The organism is Burkholderia diffusa, assembly GCF_001718315.1.
Lineage (GTDB): Bacteria > Pseudomonadota > Gammaproteobacteria > Burkholderiales > Burkholderiaceae > Burkholderia > Burkholderia diffusa_B.
In genome coordinates this window covers 1,937,895-1,956,342 of sequence record NZ_CP013362.1, presented here as the reverse complement: position 1 = coordinate 1,956,342, position 18,448 = coordinate 1,937,895, and the positions used below count along the sequence as shown (strand labels likewise).

Sequence of the window (18,448 nt, the reverse complement as noted above, 5' to 3'; positions counted from 1 at the left end):
GCCGGGACGCGCGGCCCTGCCTGGTCACAGGCAGGGCCGTTTTGTTTTGCGGCACGAATTCCCAACGGGACGGCGTCACGATGTGAAAGAAGCCAAGGAGACAGCCATGAACACGATCAACCGCCAGATCCTGCTCGTGTCACGCCCGCAAGGCGCTGCGAGCGTCGACAATTTCCGGCTCGTCGAAACGCCGCTCGTGCCGCTCACGGACGGCGAGCTGCGGGTCCGCAATCATTTCCTGTCGCTCGATCCGTACATGCGCGGACGCATGAACGATGCGAAATCGTACGCGGCGCCGCAGCCGTTGAACGAAGTGATGATCGGCGGCACGGCGGGCGAGGTGATCGAGTCGCGTCACCCGGATTTCGCTGTCGGCGAGCACGTGGTCGGTCAGTTCGGCTGGCAGGAGTACGGAACGTCGAACGGCGGCGCGCTCCGCAAGGTCGACACATCGCGGGTGCCGCTGTCCGCCTGGCTCGGCGTGGCCGGCATGCCGGGCGTGACGGCGTGGGTCGGGCTGAACCGGATCATCGCGCCGAAGGCCGGCGAAACGGTCGTCGTCAGTGCGGCGAGCGGCGCGGTCGGCAGCGTCGTCGGCCAACTCGCGAAACGCGCCGGATGTCGCGCGGTCGGTATCGCGGGCGGCCCCGACAAGTGCCGCTACGTGGTCGACACGCTCGGCTTCGACGCGTGCATCGATTACAAGGCCGGCAGGCTGGCCGACGATCTGGCCGCTGCGACGCCGGACGGTGTCGACGGCTGCTTCGAGAACGTTGGCGGCGCCGTGCTCGACACGACGATGACGCGGATGAACGCGTTCGGCCGGATCGCCGTGTGCGGGATGATCGCTGGCTACGACGGCGTGCCCGTGCCGCTCGCGAATCCGGGCCTGGTCCTGCGCGCGCGGCTGACGGTGCAGGGCTTCATCGTGTTCGAGTACCCCGACGCATGGCCGCCCGCGCTGGCCGAGCTCGGCGAACTCGTTGCGACGAAGCAGCTGCATTACCGGGAGACGATCGCATACGGACTCGAGCGTGCGCCGGAAGCGTTCCTCGGGCTCCTGAAAGGCCGCAATTTCGGCAAGCAGCTCGTGCAGCTCGTCTGATCCGCGCGTGGCATCATGTGACGCTTGTCCGTTCACGGCGCCGCACGCGCCGTCCTTACCGATGCCGCTGAATCCGAAGATCGCCCAGATACTCGACATGGTCGAGCGCGCGAAACGCCCGTCCTATCACCATCAGACGCCGCAGCAGGCGCGCGCCGCGTACGAGAAGAGCGCACCCATCCTCGACGTCGCGCCCGCGCCGATGCATTCGGTCGAGACCTGCGTCGTGCCGACGCGCGATGGCCGCACGATCGGCGCGCGGCTCTATCTGCCGATTGCGCCGAGCCTCGCCGAACCGCTGCCGGCGCTCGTCTATTACCACGGCGGCGGCTTCACGGTCGGCAGCGTCGACACGCACGACGCGCTGTGCCGCATGTTCGCGCGCGACGCCCAGTGCGCGGTGCTGTCGGTCGACTACCGGCTCGCACCCGAACACCGGTTCCCGATCGCGGTGAACGACGCCGACGACGCGTTGCGCTGGCTGCATCGCGAGGCCGCCGGGTTCGGCATCGATGCGGCACGGCTCGCGGTCGGCGGCGACAGCGCGGGCGGCACGCTCGCGACCGTCTGCGCGGTGCTCGCGCGCGACGCGGGCATCGACCTTGCACTGCAGTTGCTGATCTATCCGGGCGTGACGGGCCACCAGGACACCGAATCGCACGCACGGCTCGCGAACGGCTACCTGCTGACGCAGGACACGATCCAATGGTTCTTCACGCAGTACGTGCGCGATGCATCCGACCGGGACGACTGGCGCTTCGCGCCGCTCGACGGCACGCGCGGCGCGCCGTCGTTCGCCGGTGTGGCCCCGGCCTGGATCGCGACGGCCGAATACGATCCGCTGAGCGATGAGGGCGCCGCGTACGCGGACAAGCTGCGCGCGGCCGGCAATGCGGTTACGCTGGTCTGCTATCCGGGGATGATCCACGAGTTCTTCAAGATGGGTGGCTACGTGCCGGAGGTGCGGGCCGCGCATGCCGATGCGGTGGCGGCGCTCAAGGCCGCATTCGACGACGTTTGACGGCGGCGGCGCCCGGCGCCGCGCGGAGGAAGCGATGACCGACGGCTGGGTGGAAACGGGTGACTGGGCCGTGCTGGGCGGCGATGCCGCACGGATTCGCGATGCGGTATTCGTGCGCGAGCAGCGGATTCCGCCGGAATGGGAACTCGACGACGAGGATCCGCTGTCGCTGCACGCGGTTGTGTACCGCGTCGATGCGGCGACCGGCGCGCGCCGCGCGGTCGCGACGGGACGGCTGCTGCGCTCCGGCACGATCGGCCGCGTCGCGGTGCTGGCCGACGCGCGCGGGCAGGGCGCGGGATCGGCGGTGCTGCATGCGCTTCTGGACGCGGCGCGGCATCGCGGCGAGCCGATCGTGCGGCTCTACGCACAGGATGCCGCGGTGTCGTTCTACATGCGGCACGGCTTCGCGGCGATCGGCGAACCGTTCGTCGAAGTCGGCGTGCCGCACGTCGAGATGGCGCGCGCGCCATAAGGCGCGCACCGCGGGCTCAGCGCGGCTGAGTCGCGTCGATGTCGAACGTGAACGCGCGCTCGAAACTGCCCGGCCGCACGGTGCGGTGCGAGCCGTCATCGTCGCAGCGTTCCTTGATGTCGACCGTCAGCCGCACGCCTTCCTTCATCGTCACGCGCAGCGCGGTCGTGCCGCGCGTGCCGTATTCGGGCGTCTCGATGAACGCGGCCGACAGCGCCCGCTCGCGCTCGATCGGAATGCCGGTGTGCGGCAGCGCGTCGTCGTCCGCGACATGCGGATCGCGCATCAGCTCGATCAGCTCGTCGAGCGACGGGGTGGGGTTGTCGGTCAGCAGCGTGCCGAGCTCCGCGCGCTTGCGCACGACTTTCGGCCAGGGCGTATCGAGCCGCGCGTTCGACAGCGCATGCACGCCGGCGCTGACCGCGACCGGCGCGGCGACGCCGGTTTCGCCGTCGGCCGCGCGATTGCAGAACCACGCGAGCTCGCGCCGCTTCCAGTCGCCGACCAGCAGGTTGAAGCCGTTGTACACGGCCGCGTGCTCGGCCAGCTCGCCGAGGTAGTCGAGCGGCGCGACGGACGAGCTGCGGAGGAAATCGGACACGAGCTTGCCGCGGGTCGGCGCGCCCGCGCGAATGTCGAACGGCGCGCGGTAATTCGTCAGCGCCGCGAAGCGCCCGTCGCGCGACACGCCGAGCCAGGTGCCGCCCGCTTCGAGATCGCGGCCGGCGAGCACGCCGGGCACATCCTCCCACCATGAAAGCGGTGCACTCGTACGGCGAAAGAATTCGTCGCGGTTGGCGGTCAGGGTAAAGACGGGACCGGCGGCGGCATCAGGCTGCCAGTCGAAGGCAATCAGACACATCGGGCGAATCTCTCGCAGGAAACATCGTGCGCCGGCCGCGATGTGCGAGCCGGCGTGCGAACGGGTTGTCAGTGCGTTACGCGTCCGTCGGCCACGCGTACGGCAGCGCGTCGAATGCGAGCGCCGGGCCGTCGGCCGAACCGAGGTGCACCGTGCCGTTGTCGAGGGCGGCCAGCTTGATCTCGACGAGCGCATCGACGCCGCCCGCGGGCGCGGCCGCCGCGTTGACGATCATCCCGCACGGCTGGCCCGGGTCGTCGCTGTGGAACAGCTCGACGCCGGCATGCACGGTGTCGGTCTCGCCGGCGACGTGCGCGAGCGCGGTGCGACGCTTGATCGTGCCGCGGTACTGGCTGCGCGCGACGATTTCCTGGCCCGGGTAGCACCCCTTGCGGAAGTTAACGGCGCCGATCACGTCGAAGTTGACCATCTGCGGCACGAACTGTTCGACGGCCGGCTGCGTGATGCGCGGCTCGCCCGCGCGCACGTCGAGCCAGTCCCATACGGCCGGCGATACGACCGGCAGCGTGCCGGCGAGCGTGGCGAGACGCGCATCGACTTCCGCGCGCGGCCCGATCCACAGGTAGCGCTTGCGGCCGGCCGCATCCGGCACGCGGATCAGCGCCCCGGCCGGGCCGTCGACCTTCACGTGCACGCCGTCCGGCAGTGCATCGAAGATGCCCGACAGCGCGTCGCGCACGTCGCCCGCGAAGCCGACCACCGCGAGCGCGTCGCTCGCGTCCGTCAGTTTCGCCTTCGCGCGCAGCACGAACATCGACAGCCGTTTCTGCACGGCGGCCTGGACATCCTTCGAGACAAGCAGGCGCACGTCGTGACCGGCGCGCCACGCGAGGAACGACGCGAGCAGGCGGCCCTTCGGCGAACAATAGCCGGACAGGCGTGCGCTCGCGGCATCGAGATGCTCGATGTCGTTGGTGAGCTGGCTGTGCAGGAACGTCGCGGCGTCGTCGCCGGCCACGTCGATCACGCCGAACTGCGCAAGCGGCATGCAGGCGCCCGGCGCGTCGAAATCGGCGGCGGGCGGGCGGGGGAAAACGGGGAGCGAGACGGATGCTGGCTGGGCAGCCGGTGAAGCGAACGGTGTGCTCATGGAATGAGGGAACAGTCAACCCTGACTTTGACGAAGGCGAGCAAGTATTATATGGGTCTTACCTGAGTCTCGTTTCCATGTCCCTACTGAAGAAATGCGCCGCGACTGTCGTGGCGCTGGCCGTCGTTGTGGCCGCTGCCGGCGCGGGCGGCGGGTATTACTGGGCGACCCGGCCGCTGTTGCTGGGCGCCGCGTCGCTCGACGTCACGATCAAGCCGCGCAGCAGCGTGAAGAGTGTCGCGCTGCAGCTCAAGCGCGGCGGCGTGCCGGTCGAGCCGCTCGGCTTCGTCGCGATGACGCGCGTGCTCGGGCTGTCGAGCCGGCTCAAGTCCGGCAACTACGAATTCAAGACCGGCATCACGCCGTACGACGTGCTGCAGAAGATCGCGCGGGGCGACGTGAACGAGTACGTCGCGACTGTGATCGAAGGCTGGACCTTCAAGCGGATGCGCGCGGAACTCGACGGCAATCCCGATCTCGCGCACGCGACGGCCGGCATGAGCGACGCCGAACTGTTGCGCGCGATCGGTGCGCCGGAAAGTGCGATTCAGCGCGGCAGCGGCGAAGGGCTGTTCTTTCCCGACACTTACCTGTTCGACAAGGGTACGAGCGATCTGAACATCTACCGTCGTGCGTACCATCTGATGCAGACGCGTCTCGACGAAGCATGGTCCGCGCGCGTGCCGGGGCTGCCGTACAAGACGCCTTACGAAGCGCTGACGATTGCGTCGATCGTCGAAAAGGAAACGGGCCATGCGGCCGATCGCGCGTTCGTCGCCGCCGTGTTCGCGAACCGGCTGCGCATCGGGATGCCGCTGCAGACCGATCCGTCCGTAATCTACGGCATGGGAGACGCATACGACGGCCGTTTGCGCAAGCGCGACCTGCAGGCCGACACTCCTTACAATACCTACACGCGCCGCGGGCTGCCCCCGACGCCGATCGCGCTGCCGGGCGTCGCCGCGCTGCAGGCGGCAATCAATCCGGCCCAGACGAGCGCGCTCTATTTCGTCGCGAAGGGCGACGGCACGAGCGTGTTCTCGGACACGCTCGGCGACCACAACAAGGCCGTGGACAAGTACATACGAGGTCAATAATGGCGAGCGGTAAATTCATCACGTTCGAAGGTATCGACGGAGCGGGGAAGACCACCCACCTGCAATGGTTCTGCGAACGCCTGCAGGCCAGGCTGGCCGCGAGCGGTCGGCAGGTCGTCGTCACCCGCGAGCCGGGCGGCACGCAACTGGGCGAGAAGCTGCGCGAGATCCTGCTGAACCAGCCGATGGACCTCGAGACCGAGGCGCTGCTGATGTTCGCCGCGCGCCGCGAGCACCTCGCGCTCGTGATCGAGCCCGCGCTCGCGCGCGGCGACTGGGTCGTGTCAGATCGCTTCACCGATGCCACGTTCGCGTACCAGGGCGGCGGCCGCGGGCTGCCGCGCGACAAGCTCGAGACGCTCGAGCGCTGGGTGCAGGGCGGTTTCCAGCCTGACCTGACGGTCCTGTTCGACGTCGCGCCGCAGGTGGCGAGCGAGCGCCGCGGCGCCGCGCGCATGCCCGACAAGTTCGAAAGCGAGTCGGACGCATTCTTCTCGCGCACCCGCGGCGAATACCTGCGGCGTGCGCAAGAGGCGCCGCACCGCTTCGCGATCATCGACGCGACGCAGACGATTCCCGAGATCCGCGAGCAGCTCGAACGCGTGCTCGCCACGCTGTAACACGAAGGAACGCACCACATGATCTATCCGTGGCAGACCGACGACTGGACTCGCCTGCAGCAACTGCGCGCGCAGTGGCCGCATGCGCTGCTGCTGCACGGCCAGGCCGGGATCGGCAAGCTGCAGTTCGCGCAGCATCTCGCGCAGGGCTTCCTGTGCGAGGCGCCACAGCCGAACGGCGAGCCGTGCGGTACCTGCGCGGCCTGCACGTGGTTCGCGCAGGGCAACCATCCGGACTACCGGATCGTGCTGCCCGAGGCGCTCGCGGGCGAGGCACCGGGCGCTGCCGACGATGCGAAGCCGGCCGACGCGGACGAAGGCGGCAAGAAAACGCGCACGCCGAGCAAGGAAATCAAGATCGAGCAGGTGCGTGCGTTGCTCGACTTCTGCGGAGTCGGTTCGCACCGCGGCGGCGCGCGCGTCGTCGTGCTGTACCCGGCCGAGGCGCTGAACGTCGCCGCGTCGAACGCGCTGCTGAAGACGCTGGAGGAGCCGCCGTCCGGCGTCGTGTTCCTGCTGGTGTCGGCGCGTATCGACCGGCTGCTGCCGACCATCATCAGCCGCTGCCGGCAGTGGCCGATGACCGTGCCGGCGCCCGACGCCGCCGCGGCGTGGCTCGCGGCGCAGGGTGTCGATGATGCGCGCGCGCTGCTCGCCGAAGCCGGCGGCGCGCCGCTCGCCGCGCTGGCGCTCGCGAGCGACGAGAACCGCCCGCTGCGCGATTTCACGCTCGGCCAGCTCGCCGCCGGCGCCGCGTGCGATCCGTTCGCGTGCGGCGAGACGCTGCAGAAGCTGCCGGTGCCGCTGGTGCTCGGCTGGCTTCAGCGCTGGCTGTACGATCTGCTCGCGCAGCGGATGGCGGGCGCGCCGCGCTATTTCCCGATGCAGGCGGCCGCGCTCGCGCGGTGTGCGGACGCGGTCGATGCGAATGCACTCGCACGCTTCATGAAGGCCGTGACGCGCCAGCGGACGGTCGAGAACCATCCGCTCAATGCCCGGCTCGTATTCGAGGAACTGTTTCTCGGTTATCGGGAAATGTTCGCGTGAACGAGTATTGCTTCCTTCGAGTAAGGAAACGATTGCCGGCGAGCGCATGAGCGCCCGCCCACCGTATTCAGGAAACACGATGTTCGTCGATTCTCACTGCCACATCAATTTCAAGGGTCTCGCCGACCGCCTGCCGGCCGTGCTGGAGAACATGCGCGAGCACGACGTCACGCACGCGCTGTGCGTGTCGGTCGACTTCGAGACGCTGCCGGACGTGCTCGCGATCGCGCAGGCGCACGACAACGTGTATGCGTCGGTTGGCGTGCACCCCGATCACGAGGACGCACGGGAGCCGACGCTCGCGGAGCTGATCGAGCTCGCCGCACACCCGAAGGTCGTCGCGATCGGCGAGACGGGCCTCGACTACTACCGCCTCGAAGGGCGCTCGATCGCCGACATGGAATGGCAGCGCGAGCGCTTTCGCACGCACATCCGCGCGGCGACCGCGACGATGAAGCCGCTGATCATCCATACGCGCTCGTCGTCGGAGGACACGCTGCGGATCATGGCCGAGGAGCGCGCGGACGTGCCGGGCGGCGTGATGCACTGCTTCACCGAGCCGTGGCCCGTCGCCGAGCAGGCGCTCGCGCAGAACTTCCATATCTCGCTGTCGGGGATCGTCACGTTCAAGAACGCGACCGACGTGCAGGACGTCGCGCGGCGCGTGCCGCTCGACCGGCTGCTGATCGAAACCGACTCGCCGTACCTCGCGCCGGTGCCGTATCGCGGCAAGCCGAATGAACCTGCGTACGTCAGCCATGTCGGACGCTTTATCGCATCCGAGCGCGGGATCGCCGTCGAGGCGCTCGCCGATGCGACGACACAGAACTTTTTCCGGCTGTTCAAGATCGCCCGCTAACGACGCGCGGCCAGCCGACAACCCAGGGAAGGAGCCCACAACAATGACGAAGCCGACCACATACCTGCCCAAGCGCGCACTCGTCGCCGCCGCGCTCGTCGCGAGCGGCCTGCTGGCCGCCGCCGGCGCGCATGCCGAGTCGCTCGACGCGATCGTCAAGGCGGTCAAGTTCGACGACATCGCCGACATCGGCAAGCAGCTCAAGAGCGGCAAGCTCGATCCGAACACGCTCGCGCCGAACGGCGACCCGATCCTGGTGATCGCCGCGCGCGAGAAGTCCGACAAGGTGGCCGCCGCGATCGCGACGACGCCGAACGTCGATCTCGAGAAGGAAGACAAGGCCGGCGAGAACGCACTGATGCTCGCGTCGCTGAACGGCGACGTCGGGCTCGTCAAGCTGCTGATCGACAAGGGCGCGGAAGTCAGCAAGAAGGGCTGGGCGCCGCTGCACTACGCGGCGACCAACGGCCAGGACGAGGTCGTCAAGATCCTGCTCGACCACGACGCGTATATCGACACCGCATCGCCGAACGGCACGACGCCGCTGATGATGGCCGCGCGCGGCAACCACGCGTCGACGGTCAACCTGCTGCTCGACCAGGGTGCCGATCCGCAGGTGAAGAACCAGCTCGGTATCACCGCGCTCGAGTTCGCGAAGCACTACAAGGCGCCGGACGCGATCGACATCCTGAGCAAGCGGACGGTGCGCATCGGCGCGTCGGCGCCGGCAGATGCCCAAAAGAGTGCAAAATGACGGTTTCGGCGCGGTGGCGCAGCGCCCGGCCGGCCGCAACCCGGCCGGCAGCGGGCGGGCGGCCGCCGCGCCGGTCAGCGCATTGGGCGGCCTCGCGCCGCATTGACATAAGGAACACCATGTTGCGGGCTATGTTTTGTGCCGCGGCGTTCGCCGTGCCGTTGTCGGCGGCGGCTTTCACGGGCGCGGATCTCGACCGGCTGTGCGCGAAGACGGACGTCAAGTCGCGGGCGTCGTGCGCGGCCTACATCGAAGGCGCCGCCGACGGCGTCTACAACACGATCGATGCGATCGGCGGCACCACGGGGCCGCGCGTCGGGCAGTATTTCTGCCTGCCGCCCGACATCCGGGCGCAGCAGATGACCGACGCGGTGCGCAAGTACATCGCGGAGAACCCGAAGCTGGCCGACTACAACGCGAGCACCGCGGTGTCGCTCGGTCTCGGCAAGGCGTTCCCCTGCAGGGGGGGCAACTGATCTGACGCCGGGTCCGGGCGCGCGCATTGCCCGGACGTCGCCGACGCATCCAGGACGAGGCCGCCGCGCCTCATAACCGAAGCATCCCGGGCGCCGATGATTTCAATCGAGGAATTGCAGCGCATCGCCGATGCGCCGTTGCATGCGTGGCTCGGCACGCTGGGCGTGTCGGTCATCGTCGTGCTTGTCGTCGCGATCGTGCACCGTGTCGGCGCACGCATTGTCAAGCGCATCGCGCAGCCGTATCCGCTGATGAGCGTGATCCTGCGCTACATCGACAAACCGTCGCTCGTCACGCTCGCGCTGCTCGCGCTCGAGTTCCTGTGGATCCAGGCGGACGAAGGCATGTCGTTCGTGCGCGGGATGCGCACCGCCGCCGCGGTCGGCTCCATCGTGTCGCTGACCTGGCTGCTGGTGCGGCTCGCGGCCGGCGTCGGCGACGCGATCATCCAGGCCCATCCGATGGACGCGGCCGACAATCTCCACGCACGGCGCGTGCACACGCAGGCCAAGGTGCTCGTGCGAACCATCATGGTGCTGATCGTGATCATCGGCACCGGCGCCGCGCTGATGACGTTCCCGAACGTGCGCCAGGTCGGCGCGAGCCTGCTGGCATCGGCCGGCGTCGCGGGGCTGGTTGCCGGCATCGCCGCGCGGCCGGTGCTCGGCAACCTGATCGCCGGGCTGCAGATCGCGCTCACCCAGCCGATCCGGCTCGACGACGTCGTCGTGATCCAGGGCGAGTGGGGCCGCATCGAGGAAATCACCGGCTCGTTCGTGTCGGTGCGGCTGTGGGACCAGCGCCGGCTTGTCGTTCCGCTGCAGTGGATCATCGAAAATCCGTTCACGAACTGGACGCGCAGCAGCTCGGAGATCATCGGCACGGTGTACCTGTCCGTCGATTACCGCACGCCGCTCGCGCCGCTGCGCGAGGAGCTCGCGCGGCTCGTCCATGCGGCGCCCGAGTGGGACGGCCGCGTGCAGGTGCTGCAGGTGACCGACGCGACCGAGCGCACGATGCAGTTGCGCGCGCTCGTCAGCGCGGCCGACTCGTCGGCGTGCTGGGATCTGCGCTGCCGCGTGCGCGAGGGCTTGATCGCCTATCTGCAGACGCGCTTTCCGCAATGCCTGCCGCGTAGCCGGATGGAACTGTATCCGCACGATTCGGCGCTGGGCGAGCCGAGTCCCGAACGGCCGCATGCGCGGCCGCCAGCCGCCAGCACGGCGGCCAACACCGCGGCCGATCCGAAGGCCACCGAAGGCCGCTGAGCGCGTGCCGGTACCCGCCGCCATTTCCCTTCCATGACCGCGCTGAACACGCTCGCCATTGCCAACTACCGCTCGCTGCGCGAGCTGATCGTGCCGCTCGCGGCGCTCACCGTCGTCACGGGGCCGAACGGCAGCGGCAAGTCGAGCGTGTACCGCGCGTTGCGGCTGCTCGCCGACACCGCGCAGGGGCGCGTGATTCCGTCGCTCGCACGCGAAGGCGGGCTGCCGTCGACGCTGTGGGCCGGGCCCGAGCGCTTTTCGCGCGCGATGTTGAATGGCGATGTCCCGGTGACCGGCACGGTGCGCAACGGGCCCGTGAGCCTCAAGCTTGGCTTCGCGGGCGACGATTTCGGTTATGCGATCGATCTCGGCCTGCCGGTGCCGAGCCGTTCGCAGTTCGCGCTCGATCCCGTCGTGAAGCGCGAATGCATCTGGGGCGGCGCGCTGCTGCGTCCGTCGACGCTGCTGGTCGACCGGCAGGGCGCGCAGATTCGCGCGCGCACCGGGTCGGGTGAGTGGCGCACGGTGCCGCAGCCGGTCGCAAGCTTCGACAGCATGATGACCGAGTTCGCCGATCCGGTCGGCGCGCCGGAGATGATCGCGGTACGCGAGCGGATCCGGTCGTGGCGTTTCTACGACCATTTCCGCACCGATGCGCAGGCGCCGGCCCGGCAGTCGCACATCGGCACTCACACGCCGGTGCTCGCGGACGACGGTGCCGATCTGGCCGCCGCGCTACAGACGATTCGCGAAATTGGAGATGCCGCCGCACTCGATGCGGCGATCGACGACGCGTTTCCCGGCGCATCGATCGATATCGACAATCCGGGCGGCCGCGGCCGCTTCGACGTGCTGATGCGCCAGCCGGGGCTGCTGAGGCCGTTGTCGGCCGCCGAGCTGTCGGACGGCACGCTGCGCTACCTGCTGCTCGCGGCCGCGCTGCTGACGCCGCGGCCGCCTGCGCTGATGGTGCTGAACGAACCCGAAACGAGCCTGCACCCCGATCTGCTGCCGGCGCTCGGCCGCCTGATCGCGCAGGCCGCGCAACGTTCGCAGGTGCTGGTCGTGTCGCATGCGGCGCGGCTCATCGCGACGCTCGAACGCGAGGCCGGCTGCGAGTCGCTGGTGCTCGACAAGCAACTCGGCGCGACCGTGCTCGTCGACGCGGATACGCGCGACCTGCCGCCGTGGAAATGGCCGTCGCGCTGACGGGCGGGACGGTGCGCGCGGCCCGCCAGCGGTGGACCGTAGGATTCCCGACGTCGGACACCCGCCGCGCCGGTGCGGCCGCCCCGAAGCGGTACGGGCGGCCCGCGGGCGAATGTATCCTGTCTGTAACAACGCCCATAAAATGAAAGCCCGGTGCCTCCGGGCATCGGGATCGCGAATAATAATGAGATATTCGGCCGGCGCGATGCCGGCCGCATGCCGCACGCATGCGCGGTGTGCGCCAGCCGCCGTGCCGGTCGACCGAGGACACAGGAGACGTGGACCATGAGAATTGCCCAGATCGCCCCGCTGACCGAATCCGTGCCGCCGAAGCTGTACGGCGGCACGGAGCGCGTCGTGTCCTACATCACCGAGGCGCTCGTCGACCTCGGCCATGACGTGACGCTGTTCGCCAGCGGCGATTCGACGACCCGGGCCAGGCTCGAACCGGTGTGGCCGCGCGCGTTGCGGCTCGACTCGTCGATCCGCGATCGCGTCGCTCCGCACATGCTGCTGATGGAGACGGTCGCGCGCCGCGCGAAGGATTTCGACGTGCTCCATTTCCACATGGATTACTACTCCTTTTCGGTTTTCAACCGGCAGGACACGCCATTCGTGACGACATTGCACGGCCGTCTCGATCTGCCCGAGCAGCAACCGGTGTTCGACACGTTCAACACCGCGCCGGTGATCTCGATCTCGAATTCGCAGCGCCAGCCGCTGCCGCAGGCGAAATGGCTGACGACCGTGTACCACGGGCTGCCCGATGCGTTGTACCTGCCGCAGTCCGTCGAGCCGCGCTATCTCGCGTTCCTCGGTCGCATCTCGCCGGAGAAGCGGGTCGACACGGCGATCCGCATTGCACGCCAGTGCGGGCTGCCGATCCGGATCGCAGCGAAGATCGACGCGGCGGACCAGGAATACTTCGAACGCGAGATCAAGCCGCTGTTCGCCCTGCCGCACGTCGAATACATCGGCGAGATCGCCGACCACCAGAAGGCCGAATTCCTGTCGGGCGCGCATGCGCTGCTGTTTCCGATCGACTGGCCGGAGCCGTTCGGGCTGGTGATGATCGAGGCGATGTCATGCGGCACGCCGGTGATCGCGTTCAATCGCGGCGCGGTGCCGGAGGTGCTGGACGAGGGTGTGTCGGGCTTCATCGTCGAGGACGAGATCAGCGCGGTGGCCGCCGTGAACCGGCTGCACCTGCTGCCGCGCGCACGGGTGCGGCAGCGCTTCGAGGAGCGCTTCACGTCGCGGCGGATGGCGCAGCAGTACGTCGACGTGTACCAGTCGCTGATCCGCGCGCAGAAGCGCTCGCGCTTCAAGGTGATCGATTCGACGACCTGACGCGCAACGCGCGCGGATAAAAAAACGGCGATGCCCGCAAGGACATCGCCGTTTGCACGTCGCTCGCGCGGTGCGCACGAGCGAGGACGCCTCGGCGTCAGATCTTCAGCTTCGTGACCTTCGTGCCGTTGATCGACACGTCGCCCATCAGGCCGGCGTTGGTCAGCACGATGACCTGGACCGGCGCGGTGGCCGTGGTCGTGTCGACCGCGCCGTTCGCGCCCATCTTCACGAGCGCGACCGATGCACCGGCGCCGGCTGCCCAGCCGTCCGAGCCGCGGAATTCGTCGAGCGCTTCCTGCGTCATGAACAGGAACACGACGGCCTTCGACTGCGCGCCGGCCTGCAGGCCGACCGACAGCGACGACGTGTTGTAGTAGCCGACCGTGCTGCCGCCGACGCGCAGCGCGCCGTTGCCCGTCTGACCGCCGACGATGAAGCCTGCCTGGATCACGTCCGGGAACACGAGCACGCCGCGTGACTTCGCGACGAGTTCGCGCGAACCCTTGACCGTGGAATACATGCGCGACAGCGTTGCGTCGACGCTCGAATCGATCGCCTGACGCTTCGACGCGTTGGTCGCGGCATTGTCGGGCTTGTCGGGGGTGGTGGTGCAACCGGTGAGCGCAAGGCTGCCGACGATGAGCGCAGCGGCGGCTTTCAGCACGAGGTTCCGTTTTTGCATCGTTCTTCTCCATCGGATGACGTTCGGAGTGAGTCTCGCTCACGGAGCGGATCACGTCGGCAGTTATATCACAGCGGATTACAACCCCTTTTCGTTCGCGCGTGAAAAAGCGTCAAATCGTTTTGGGGTGTCGCGGCGCGCCAACGGACGGACCGGCGCGCGTACGGCGATACGTCGCGCGGCCGGCCGGCGGACGGCAGGAAAGGGAAGCGGGAAAGCGGGGCGGTCGCCGCGCGTCAGTGCGGCGTGACGGGCGGTGCCGGCGGCGCGGGCGGCTTGATCGGGGGGCGCCGCAGCGCGCGGCGAATCAGCGCGATCACGACCCCGCACGCGAACAGGAACGCGGCCGGCACGACCCAGTAGCCGACGAATGCATGCCACAGATAACCGGCGAGCGTATTGCGGCGCACCACGTATTCGTCCCGGGCCGCCTGCTGGCGCGCCGCGTTGGCGGCCAGCACGTCGGCCGGGCAGCCGGCCGCGCGCGCCGCATCAGGATCGCCGTGGCACTTCGCGGCGGCGCCTGCTGCCTGCTGCGCATCGGTGAGCTGCCAGGTGGTCAGCGCGAGCTGCAGGTCGGCCTTGTTGTACGCCATTTCCTCGCGGATCTCGCGCACGGCGACGATCGCGACGGGCACGGCCCAGAACACGATCACGATCAGCCAGCGGCGGAACCAGCGGTGTTGTCTCCATGCCATCCATGCCTCCGTTTGACGCGGTGTGCGCGTCCGTCTCGAGGGCGGCCCGATGGCGCTTCTTGTACTTGGATGGGCCGCGTTGCAGCCATCATAGAAGAAATCGCGGCGAATTGCCGCACCGTGTGGCGGCATTCGTACGGCGCACGGGGGAAGCGGGGGCGGGAGGGCGGTGGCGCATCTCGCAACGGCAACGGCGCCGTTGGCCGGGCAGCGCGGCGATGCATCCGGCGTCATCGCGCGCGTCGATGCGCGCGCAACGAAAATAAAAATGCCGCGCCCGCCGAAGCGGTGCGCGGCATTCGCGCGGGAGCGCCGGAACTCAGGCGGCCGGCTGGCTGCTCAGGCAACTCTTCATGAACGCCTTGCGGTCGTCGCCCTTCTTGTCGGCGGCCTGGGTGTTGCAGGCCTTCATCTTTTCCTGCTGCGACATCTTCTTTGCAGGCTTGGCCGACAGGCAGTCCTTCATGAACGCCTTGCGTTCGTCGCCCGTCTTGCCGGCTGCCTGGGTGTTGCAGGCCTTCATCTTGTCCTGCTGGCTGTTCGCCGCGAAAGCGGGGGAAGCCAGCATGCCGCCGAGAAGCACTGCGGCTACGAGCGATTGGATCTTCATTTCGACACTCCCATGGGGTGAATTGCGTTTTATATCGACGCCGTCACGAAGCCCGGTGCAACGGGAACAGGGTCACATCGCACCGCGCGCTCCGATTATGGCAAATCAATGTGAAAACACCAAAACGGCATTCCTATAACGCGGCGGGCGGCGTGGCCGTTGACGGCATGCGTGCGCCGGCGATCGGGACAAACCATGAGGCGACGCATTCGGCGCCGGTCGCGCGCGCGACCTACCGGATGCTGGCCGCGAGCCATTACAATCGCGGCCATGAATACTCCGAACTCCGCAACTCCCTCGTCCGCGCCGGCACTGCCGCGCATCGCCGTACTCGCCACCGGCGGCACGATCGCCGGCGCCGCGCCGGACGCCGCCAGCACGGCCGGCTATCAGGCCGGCGCGCTTGGCGTCAATTTCCTGCTCGACGCGGTGCCGGCGCTCGCGTCGGTCGCACGCATCGATGCCGAGCAGGTCGCCAACATCGACAGCAAGGATCTCGCGCTGCCGCTCTGGAATACGCTCGCCTCGCGCGTCGACGCGCTGATGGCCGATCCGGCGATCGACGGCATCGTGATCACCCACGGCACCGACACGCTAGAGGAAACCGCATACGCGCTGCATCTGGTCGTGACCGGCGACAAGCCGGTCGTGCTGACGGCCGCGATGCGGCCGGCCACCGCGCTGTCGTCCGACGGTCCACTGAACCTGCTGAACGCGGTGACGGTTGCCGCTCACCCGGCTGCGCGCGGGCAGGGCGTACTCGTCGCGTTCAACAACCGGATCCACGGCGCGCGCGACGTCGTGAAGACGAGCACCTACGCGGTCGACGCATTCCAGTCGCCGGAGCTGGGTGCGCTCGGCTGGGTGCAGGACGGCCGCGTCGAGTTCGCGCGCCGCGTGACGCGCTCGCGCGATGCGCACCTGGCGATTGCCGCCGCGTGGCCGCCGGTCGAAGTCGTCGCGAGCTATGCGGGCGTGACGCGCACAGCCGTCGACGCGCTCGTCGCGGCCGGCGTGCGCGGCCTCGTGGTGGCGGGCACCGGCAACGGGTCGATCCATGCGACGCTGCAGGCGGCGCTCGCCGATGCGGTGAAAGCGGGTGTTGCCGTGGTGCGTGCGTCGCGCGTCGGCTCGGGGCACGTGATGCGCAACGGCGCCGCGAACGATGACGCGCTCGGTTTCGTGAGCGCCGGGTCGCTGAGTCCGTTCAAGGCACGCGTGCTGCTGATGCTCGCGCTCGCGAACGGCGTGCAAGGGCGCGGCGCGCTGCAACGCGCATTCGATACGCTGTGAGCGCACGCCGTCGATCGGGCGGCGCGCATGAAAAAAGGCAGGCCAGTCGGCCTGCCTTTTTGCGTCAATCCTGCGCGAATGCTCAGGACTGCGGCGGAATCACGAGCTTCTGGCCCGGATAGATCCGGTCCGGGCTCGACAGCATCGGCTTGTTCGCCTCGAAGATTGCCGGGTACTTGTTCGCGTCGCCATACACTTCCTTGGCGATCGCCGACAGCGTGTCGCCCGGCTTCACGTCGTGGTACTGAACTTCCGGATCGTCCGGCTGCAGATCGTCGTCATTGACGCCCGCGACGCCTTGCACGTTGCCGGCCGCGACCTTGACCTTCGCCTTCGTGTCGAGGTCGGCGACGCTGCCCGACAGCGTGACGGTGCGCGATGCGCCGTCGAACGCGACGGTCAGATTCGACGTATCGAGACCTTGCGTGTTGATGTAGTTCTTGATCGCATCGGCCGCGGTCTGGTTCGCGGCATTCGGATCTTCCGCTGCCTGCGCATCGGCGTGACCCAGCAGTTTTTCACCCGCCTCTTTGATAAACGAAAGAAGACCCATCGCTGCACTCCCTAGGTGGTTGAAAAGAAAACGCGCCGTGAAGTGGCGAAAAAAACACCGCGCTGGGGGCGCTCACGGCAGTGAGCGCAAGCGCGGCGGATTTCTCGAAAGGCGTGGCGAAAGTGTAGGCGTTCATCGCGACGATTGCATGAAAAATCGCACGCCCGAACGTAAAGAAATGTAATACGCGAAATCCGACAGGCGGACACCCGACGACGACGTCTGACCGACCAAGGCTTCCCCGGCGCCGCCGGGTGCCGCTGCGGACCCCACCACGCCGCTCTCAGCCCAGAGCGGCGTTTTTCGCCCCGCCGCGCATGCATGTCGGCAATGCACGGCGGGGCGCCCCATCGCGATGCACGCACGCAGGCGCGCATCGATGCGACCGGCCGCAGCCGGATCGCGTGTGTGCGTCGCGCGTTCGCCGTTGCAGCGAAACGCGCGTCGTTGCGTCGGCGTTACGCGGCCGGCGTCTGGCCGATCTCGAAGTTCGACATGATTTCGAGCGCACGCACGAGCGCCGAGTGATCCCACGCCTTGCCGCCGTGCGATGCGCACACGCTGAACAGCTGCTGCGCGCTCGCCGTGTGCGGCAGTGCGAGGCCGAGCTTGCGTGCGCCGTCCAGCGCGAGGTTCAGGTCCTTCTGGTGCAGCTCGATACGGAAGCCGGGATCGAACGTGCGCTTCGTCATGCGCGCGCCGTGCACTTCGAGGATGCGCGAGGCGGCGAAGCCGCCCATCAGCGCCTGGCGCACGCGCTCCGGATCGGCGCCCGAGCGTGCGGCGAACAGCAGTGCTTCGCCGACCGCTTCGATGTTCAGCGCGACGATGATCTGGTTCGCGACCTTGCAGGTCTGGCCCGCGCCGTTCTCGCCGACGAGCGTGATGTTCTTGCCCATTTTCTCGAACAGCGGCTTTGCGCGCTCGAAGGCCTTCTCCGGGCCGCCGACCATGATCGTCAGCGTCGCTTCGCGGGCGCCGACTTCGCCGCCGGACACCGGCGCGTCGAGGTAGTCGCAGCCGAGCGCGTTGATCTGCTTCGCGAACTCCTGCGTGTCGAGCGGCGAGATCGAGCTCATGTCGATCACGAGCTTGCCGGCCGTCAGGCCCTTCGCGACGCCGTCGTCGGCGAACAGCACGTTACGCACGTCGGGCGTGTCCGGCACCATCGAGATGATGATGTCGGCGTGCTGCGCGACTTCGGTCGAGTTCGCGACGACCTTTGCGCTGGCGCGCAGGTCGTCGGGGATCGGGAACGCACCGTTCACGACGAGCTGATGATCGCCCTTGAGCAGGTTGCGCGCCATGTGCGCGCCCATGATGCCGAGGCCGATGAAACCGATGGTTGCCATGT

Annotated in this window: 20 protein-coding genes; 13 read left to right on the top strand and 7 right to left on the bottom strand. The window is 68.3% G+C overall.

Annotation, left to right across the window (positions count from 1 at the left end):
* Positions 1-106: 106 nt before the first annotated feature.
* From WI26_RS09020 to WI26_RS09010, 3 genes are all read left to right on the top strand, one after another.
* Positions 107-1,105: an NADP-dependent oxidoreductase gene (locus WI26_RS09020; protein WP_069225778.1), complete on the top strand. Its 999-nt coding sequence runs from the start codon at positions 107-109 to the stop codon at positions 1,103-1,105.
* Between the two features lie 61 nt (positions 1,106-1,166).
* Complete coding sequence (locus WI26_RS09015) at positions 1,167-2,126, top strand: alpha/beta hydrolase (RefSeq protein ID WP_060189958.1); 960 nt, start codon at positions 1,167-1,169, stop codon at positions 2,124-2,126.
* Between the two features lie 34 nt (positions 2,127-2,160).
* Positions 2,161-2,601, top strand: a complete 441-nt coding sequence (locus WI26_RS09010; RefSeq protein ID WP_059464345.1) for a GNAT family N-acetyltransferase — start codon at positions 2,161-2,163, stop codon at positions 2,599-2,601.
* A gap of 16 nt (positions 2,602-2,617) precedes the next feature.
* On the opposite strand, the gene WI26_RS09005 is transcribed toward WI26_RS09010, so the two are convergent.
* A complete protein-coding gene (locus WI26_RS09005; RefSeq protein WP_060189960.1) occupies positions 2,618-3,463 on the bottom strand; it encodes an NRDE family protein in 846 nt (281 codons plus the stop codon).
* Between the two features lie 76 nt (positions 3,464-3,539).
* Positions 3,540-4,574 (bottom strand): YgfZ/GcvT domain-containing protein, encoded by a 1,035-nt coding sequence (locus tag WI26_RS09000; RefSeq protein WP_059538073.1) that lies wholly within the window; start codon positions 4,572-4,574, stop codon positions 3,540-3,542.
* Between the two features lie 77 nt (positions 4,575-4,651).
* Here WI26_RS09000 and mltG point away from each other — a divergent pair, with 77 nt between their 5' ends.
* The 9 genes from mltG (at position 4,652) to WI26_RS08955 (ending at position 13,255) form a co-directional block, all read left to right on the top strand.
* Positions 4,652-5,671 (top strand): endolytic transglycosylase MltG, encoded by a 1,020-nt coding sequence (gene mltG, locus WI26_RS08995; RefSeq protein ID WP_069225777.1) that lies wholly within the window; start codon positions 4,652-4,654, stop codon positions 5,669-5,671.
* Positions 5,671-6,291 carry a dTMP kinase gene (gene tmk / locus WI26_RS08990; RefSeq protein WP_059449930.1) on the top strand — a complete coding sequence of 207 codons (621 nt, stop codon included), beginning with the start codon at positions 5,671-5,673 and terminating at the stop codon, positions 6,289-6,291. The genes mltG and tmk overlap by 1 nt, the downstream gene beginning before the upstream one ends.
* 18 nt (positions 6,292-6,309) lie before the next feature.
* Positions 6,310-7,338, top strand: a complete 1,029-nt coding sequence (locus tag WI26_RS08985) for a DNA polymerase III subunit delta' (RefSeq protein ID WP_059538077.1) — start codon at positions 6,310-6,312, stop codon at positions 7,336-7,338.
* A gap of 79 nt (positions 7,339-7,417) precedes the next feature.
* A complete protein-coding gene (locus WI26_RS08980; RefSeq protein WP_059538079.1) occupies positions 7,418-8,197 on the top strand; it encodes a TatD family hydrolase in 780 nt (259 codons plus the stop codon).
* A gap of 43 nt (positions 8,198-8,240) precedes the next feature.
* Positions 8,241-8,951 carry an ankyrin repeat domain-containing protein gene (locus WI26_RS08975; protein WP_069225776.1) on the top strand — a complete coding sequence of 237 codons (711 nt, stop codon included), beginning with the start codon at positions 8,241-8,243 and terminating at the stop codon, positions 8,949-8,951.
* A gap of 119 nt (positions 8,952-9,070) precedes the next feature.
* On the top strand, positions 9,071-9,427 hold the full coding sequence (locus tag WI26_RS08970; RefSeq protein WP_011885036.1) for a Rap1a/Tai family immunity protein: 357 nt from the start codon (positions 9,071-9,073) through the stop codon (positions 9,425-9,427).
* Between the two features lie 96 nt (positions 9,428-9,523).
* Positions 9,524-10,696, top strand: coding sequence for a mechanosensitive ion channel family protein (locus WI26_RS08965; protein ID WP_059464352.1), 1,173 nt, complete (start codon positions 9,524-9,526; stop codon positions 10,694-10,696).
* A 33-nt stretch (positions 10,697-10,729) separates the two neighbouring features.
* The gene (locus tag WI26_RS08960; protein ID WP_069225775.1) at positions 10,730-11,905 is read left to right on the top strand and encodes an AAA family ATPase; all 1,176 of its coding nucleotides are present in this window, start codon (positions 10,730-10,732) and stop codon (positions 11,903-11,905) included.
* 285 nt (positions 11,906-12,190) lie between these two features.
* A complete protein-coding gene (locus WI26_RS08955) occupies positions 12,191-13,255 on the top strand; it encodes a glycosyltransferase family 4 protein (RefSeq protein ID WP_059464354.1) in 1,065 nt (354 codons plus the stop codon).
* A gap of 97 nt (positions 13,256-13,352) precedes the next feature.
* Here the strand turns inward: WI26_RS08955 and WI26_RS08950 are convergent, their stop codons facing one another.
* The 3 genes from WI26_RS08950 to WI26_RS08940 all read right to left on the bottom strand — a co-directional run bounded on the left by WI26_RS08950 (position 13,353) and on the right by WI26_RS08940 (position 15,248).
* On the bottom strand, positions 13,353-13,940 hold the full coding sequence (locus WI26_RS08950) for a YSC84-related protein (protein ID WP_069225774.1): 588 nt from the start codon (positions 13,938-13,940) through the stop codon (positions 13,353-13,355).
* A gap of 236 nt (positions 13,941-14,176) precedes the next feature.
* Complete coding sequence (locus tag WI26_RS08945) at positions 14,177-14,638, bottom strand: hypothetical protein (protein ID WP_059464355.1); 462 nt, start codon at positions 14,636-14,638, stop codon at positions 14,177-14,179.
* A gap of 319 nt (positions 14,639-14,957) precedes the next feature.
* Positions 14,958-15,248 (bottom strand): PsiF family protein, encoded by a 291-nt coding sequence (locus WI26_RS08940; RefSeq protein WP_044843641.1) that lies wholly within the window; start codon positions 15,246-15,248, stop codon positions 14,958-14,960.
* Positions 15,249-15,518: 270 nt separating this feature from the next.
* On the opposite strand from WI26_RS08940, the gene WI26_RS08935 reads away from it, so the two are divergent.
* Positions 15,519-16,541: an asparaginase gene (locus WI26_RS08935; protein ID WP_069225773.1), complete on the top strand. Its 1,023-nt coding sequence runs from the start codon at positions 15,519-15,521 to the stop codon at positions 16,539-16,541.
* An 82-nt stretch (positions 16,542-16,623) separates the two neighbouring features.
* On the opposite strand, the gene lysM is transcribed toward WI26_RS08935, so the two are convergent.
* Positions 16,624-17,094: a peptidoglycan-binding protein LysM gene (lysM, locus tag WI26_RS08930; RefSeq protein WP_021162125.1), complete on the bottom strand. Its 471-nt coding sequence runs from the start codon at positions 17,092-17,094 to the stop codon at positions 16,624-16,626.
* A 458-nt stretch (positions 17,095-17,552) separates the two neighbouring features.
* The gene (locus WI26_RS08925; RefSeq protein WP_059464358.1) at positions 17,553-18,446 is read right to left on the bottom strand and encodes a 2-hydroxy-3-oxopropionate reductase; all 894 of its coding nucleotides are present in this window, start codon (positions 18,444-18,446) and stop codon (positions 17,553-17,555) included.
* Positions 18,447-18,448: the final 2 nt, after the last annotated feature.

Bases quoted from the DNA above. Each gene is read 5' to 3' on its own strand.
- WI26_RS09020 (WP_069225778.1), top strand. From the start codon at position 107: ATGAACACGATCAACCGCCAGATCCTGCTCGTGTCACGCCCGCAAGGC.
- WI26_RS09015 (WP_060189958.1), top strand. From the start codon at position 1,167: ATGCCGCTGAATCCGAAGATCGCCCAGATACTCGACATGGTCGAGCGC.
- WI26_RS09010 (WP_059464345.1), top strand. From the start codon at position 2,161: ATGACCGACGGCTGGGTGGAAACGGGTGACTGGGCCGTGCTGGGCGGC.
- WI26_RS09005 (WP_060189960.1), bottom strand. From the start codon at position 3,463: ATGTGTCTGATTGCCTTCGACTGGCAGCCTGATGCCGCCGCCGGTCCC.
- WI26_RS09000 (WP_059538073.1), bottom strand. From the start codon at position 4,574: ATGAGCACACCGTTCGCTTCACCGGCTGCCCAGCCAGCATCCGTCTCG.
- mltG (WP_069225777.1), top strand. From the start codon at position 4,652: ATGTCCCTACTGAAGAAATGCGCCGCGACTGTCGTGGCGCTGGCCGTC.
- tmk (WP_059449930.1), top strand. From the start codon at position 5,671: ATGGCGAGCGGTAAATTCATCACGTTCGAAGGTATCGACGGAGCGGGG.
- WI26_RS08985 (WP_059538077.1), top strand. From the start codon at position 6,310: ATGATCTATCCGTGGCAGACCGACGACTGGACTCGCCTGCAGCAACTG.
- WI26_RS08980 (WP_059538079.1), top strand. From the start codon at position 7,418: ATGTTCGTCGATTCTCACTGCCACATCAATTTCAAGGGTCTCGCCGAC.
- WI26_RS08975 (WP_069225776.1), top strand. From the start codon at position 8,241: ATGACGAAGCCGACCACATACCTGCCCAAGCGCGCACTCGTCGCCGCC.
- WI26_RS08970 (WP_011885036.1), top strand. From the start codon at position 9,071: ATGTTGCGGGCTATGTTTTGTGCCGCGGCGTTCGCCGTGCCGTTGTCG.
- WI26_RS08965 (WP_059464352.1), top strand. From the start codon at position 9,524: ATGATTTCAATCGAGGAATTGCAGCGCATCGCCGATGCGCCGTTGCAT.
- WI26_RS08960 (WP_069225775.1), top strand. From the start codon at position 10,730: ATGACCGCGCTGAACACGCTCGCCATTGCCAACTACCGCTCGCTGCGC.
- WI26_RS08955 (WP_059464354.1), top strand. From the start codon at position 12,191: ATGAGAATTGCCCAGATCGCCCCGCTGACCGAATCCGTGCCGCCGAAG.
- WI26_RS08950 (WP_069225774.1), bottom strand. From the start codon at position 13,940: ATGCAAAAACGGAACCTCGTGCTGAAAGCCGCCGCTGCGCTCATCGTC.
- WI26_RS08945 (WP_059464355.1), bottom strand. From the start codon at position 14,638: ATGGCATGGAGACAACACCGCTGGTTCCGCCGCTGGCTGATCGTGATC.
- WI26_RS08940 (WP_044843641.1), bottom strand. From the start codon at position 15,248: ATGAAGATCCAATCGCTCGTAGCCGCAGTGCTTCTCGGCGGCATGCTG.
- WI26_RS08935 (WP_069225773.1), top strand. From the start codon at position 15,519: ATGAATACTCCGAACTCCGCAACTCCCTCGTCCGCGCCGGCACTGCCG.
- lysM (WP_021162125.1), bottom strand. From the start codon at position 17,094: ATGGGTCTTCTTTCGTTTATCAAAGAGGCGGGTGAAAAACTGCTGGGT.
- WI26_RS08925 (WP_059464358.1), bottom strand. From the start codon at position 18,446: ATGGCAACCATCGGTTTCATCGGCCTCGGCATCATGGGCGCGCACATG.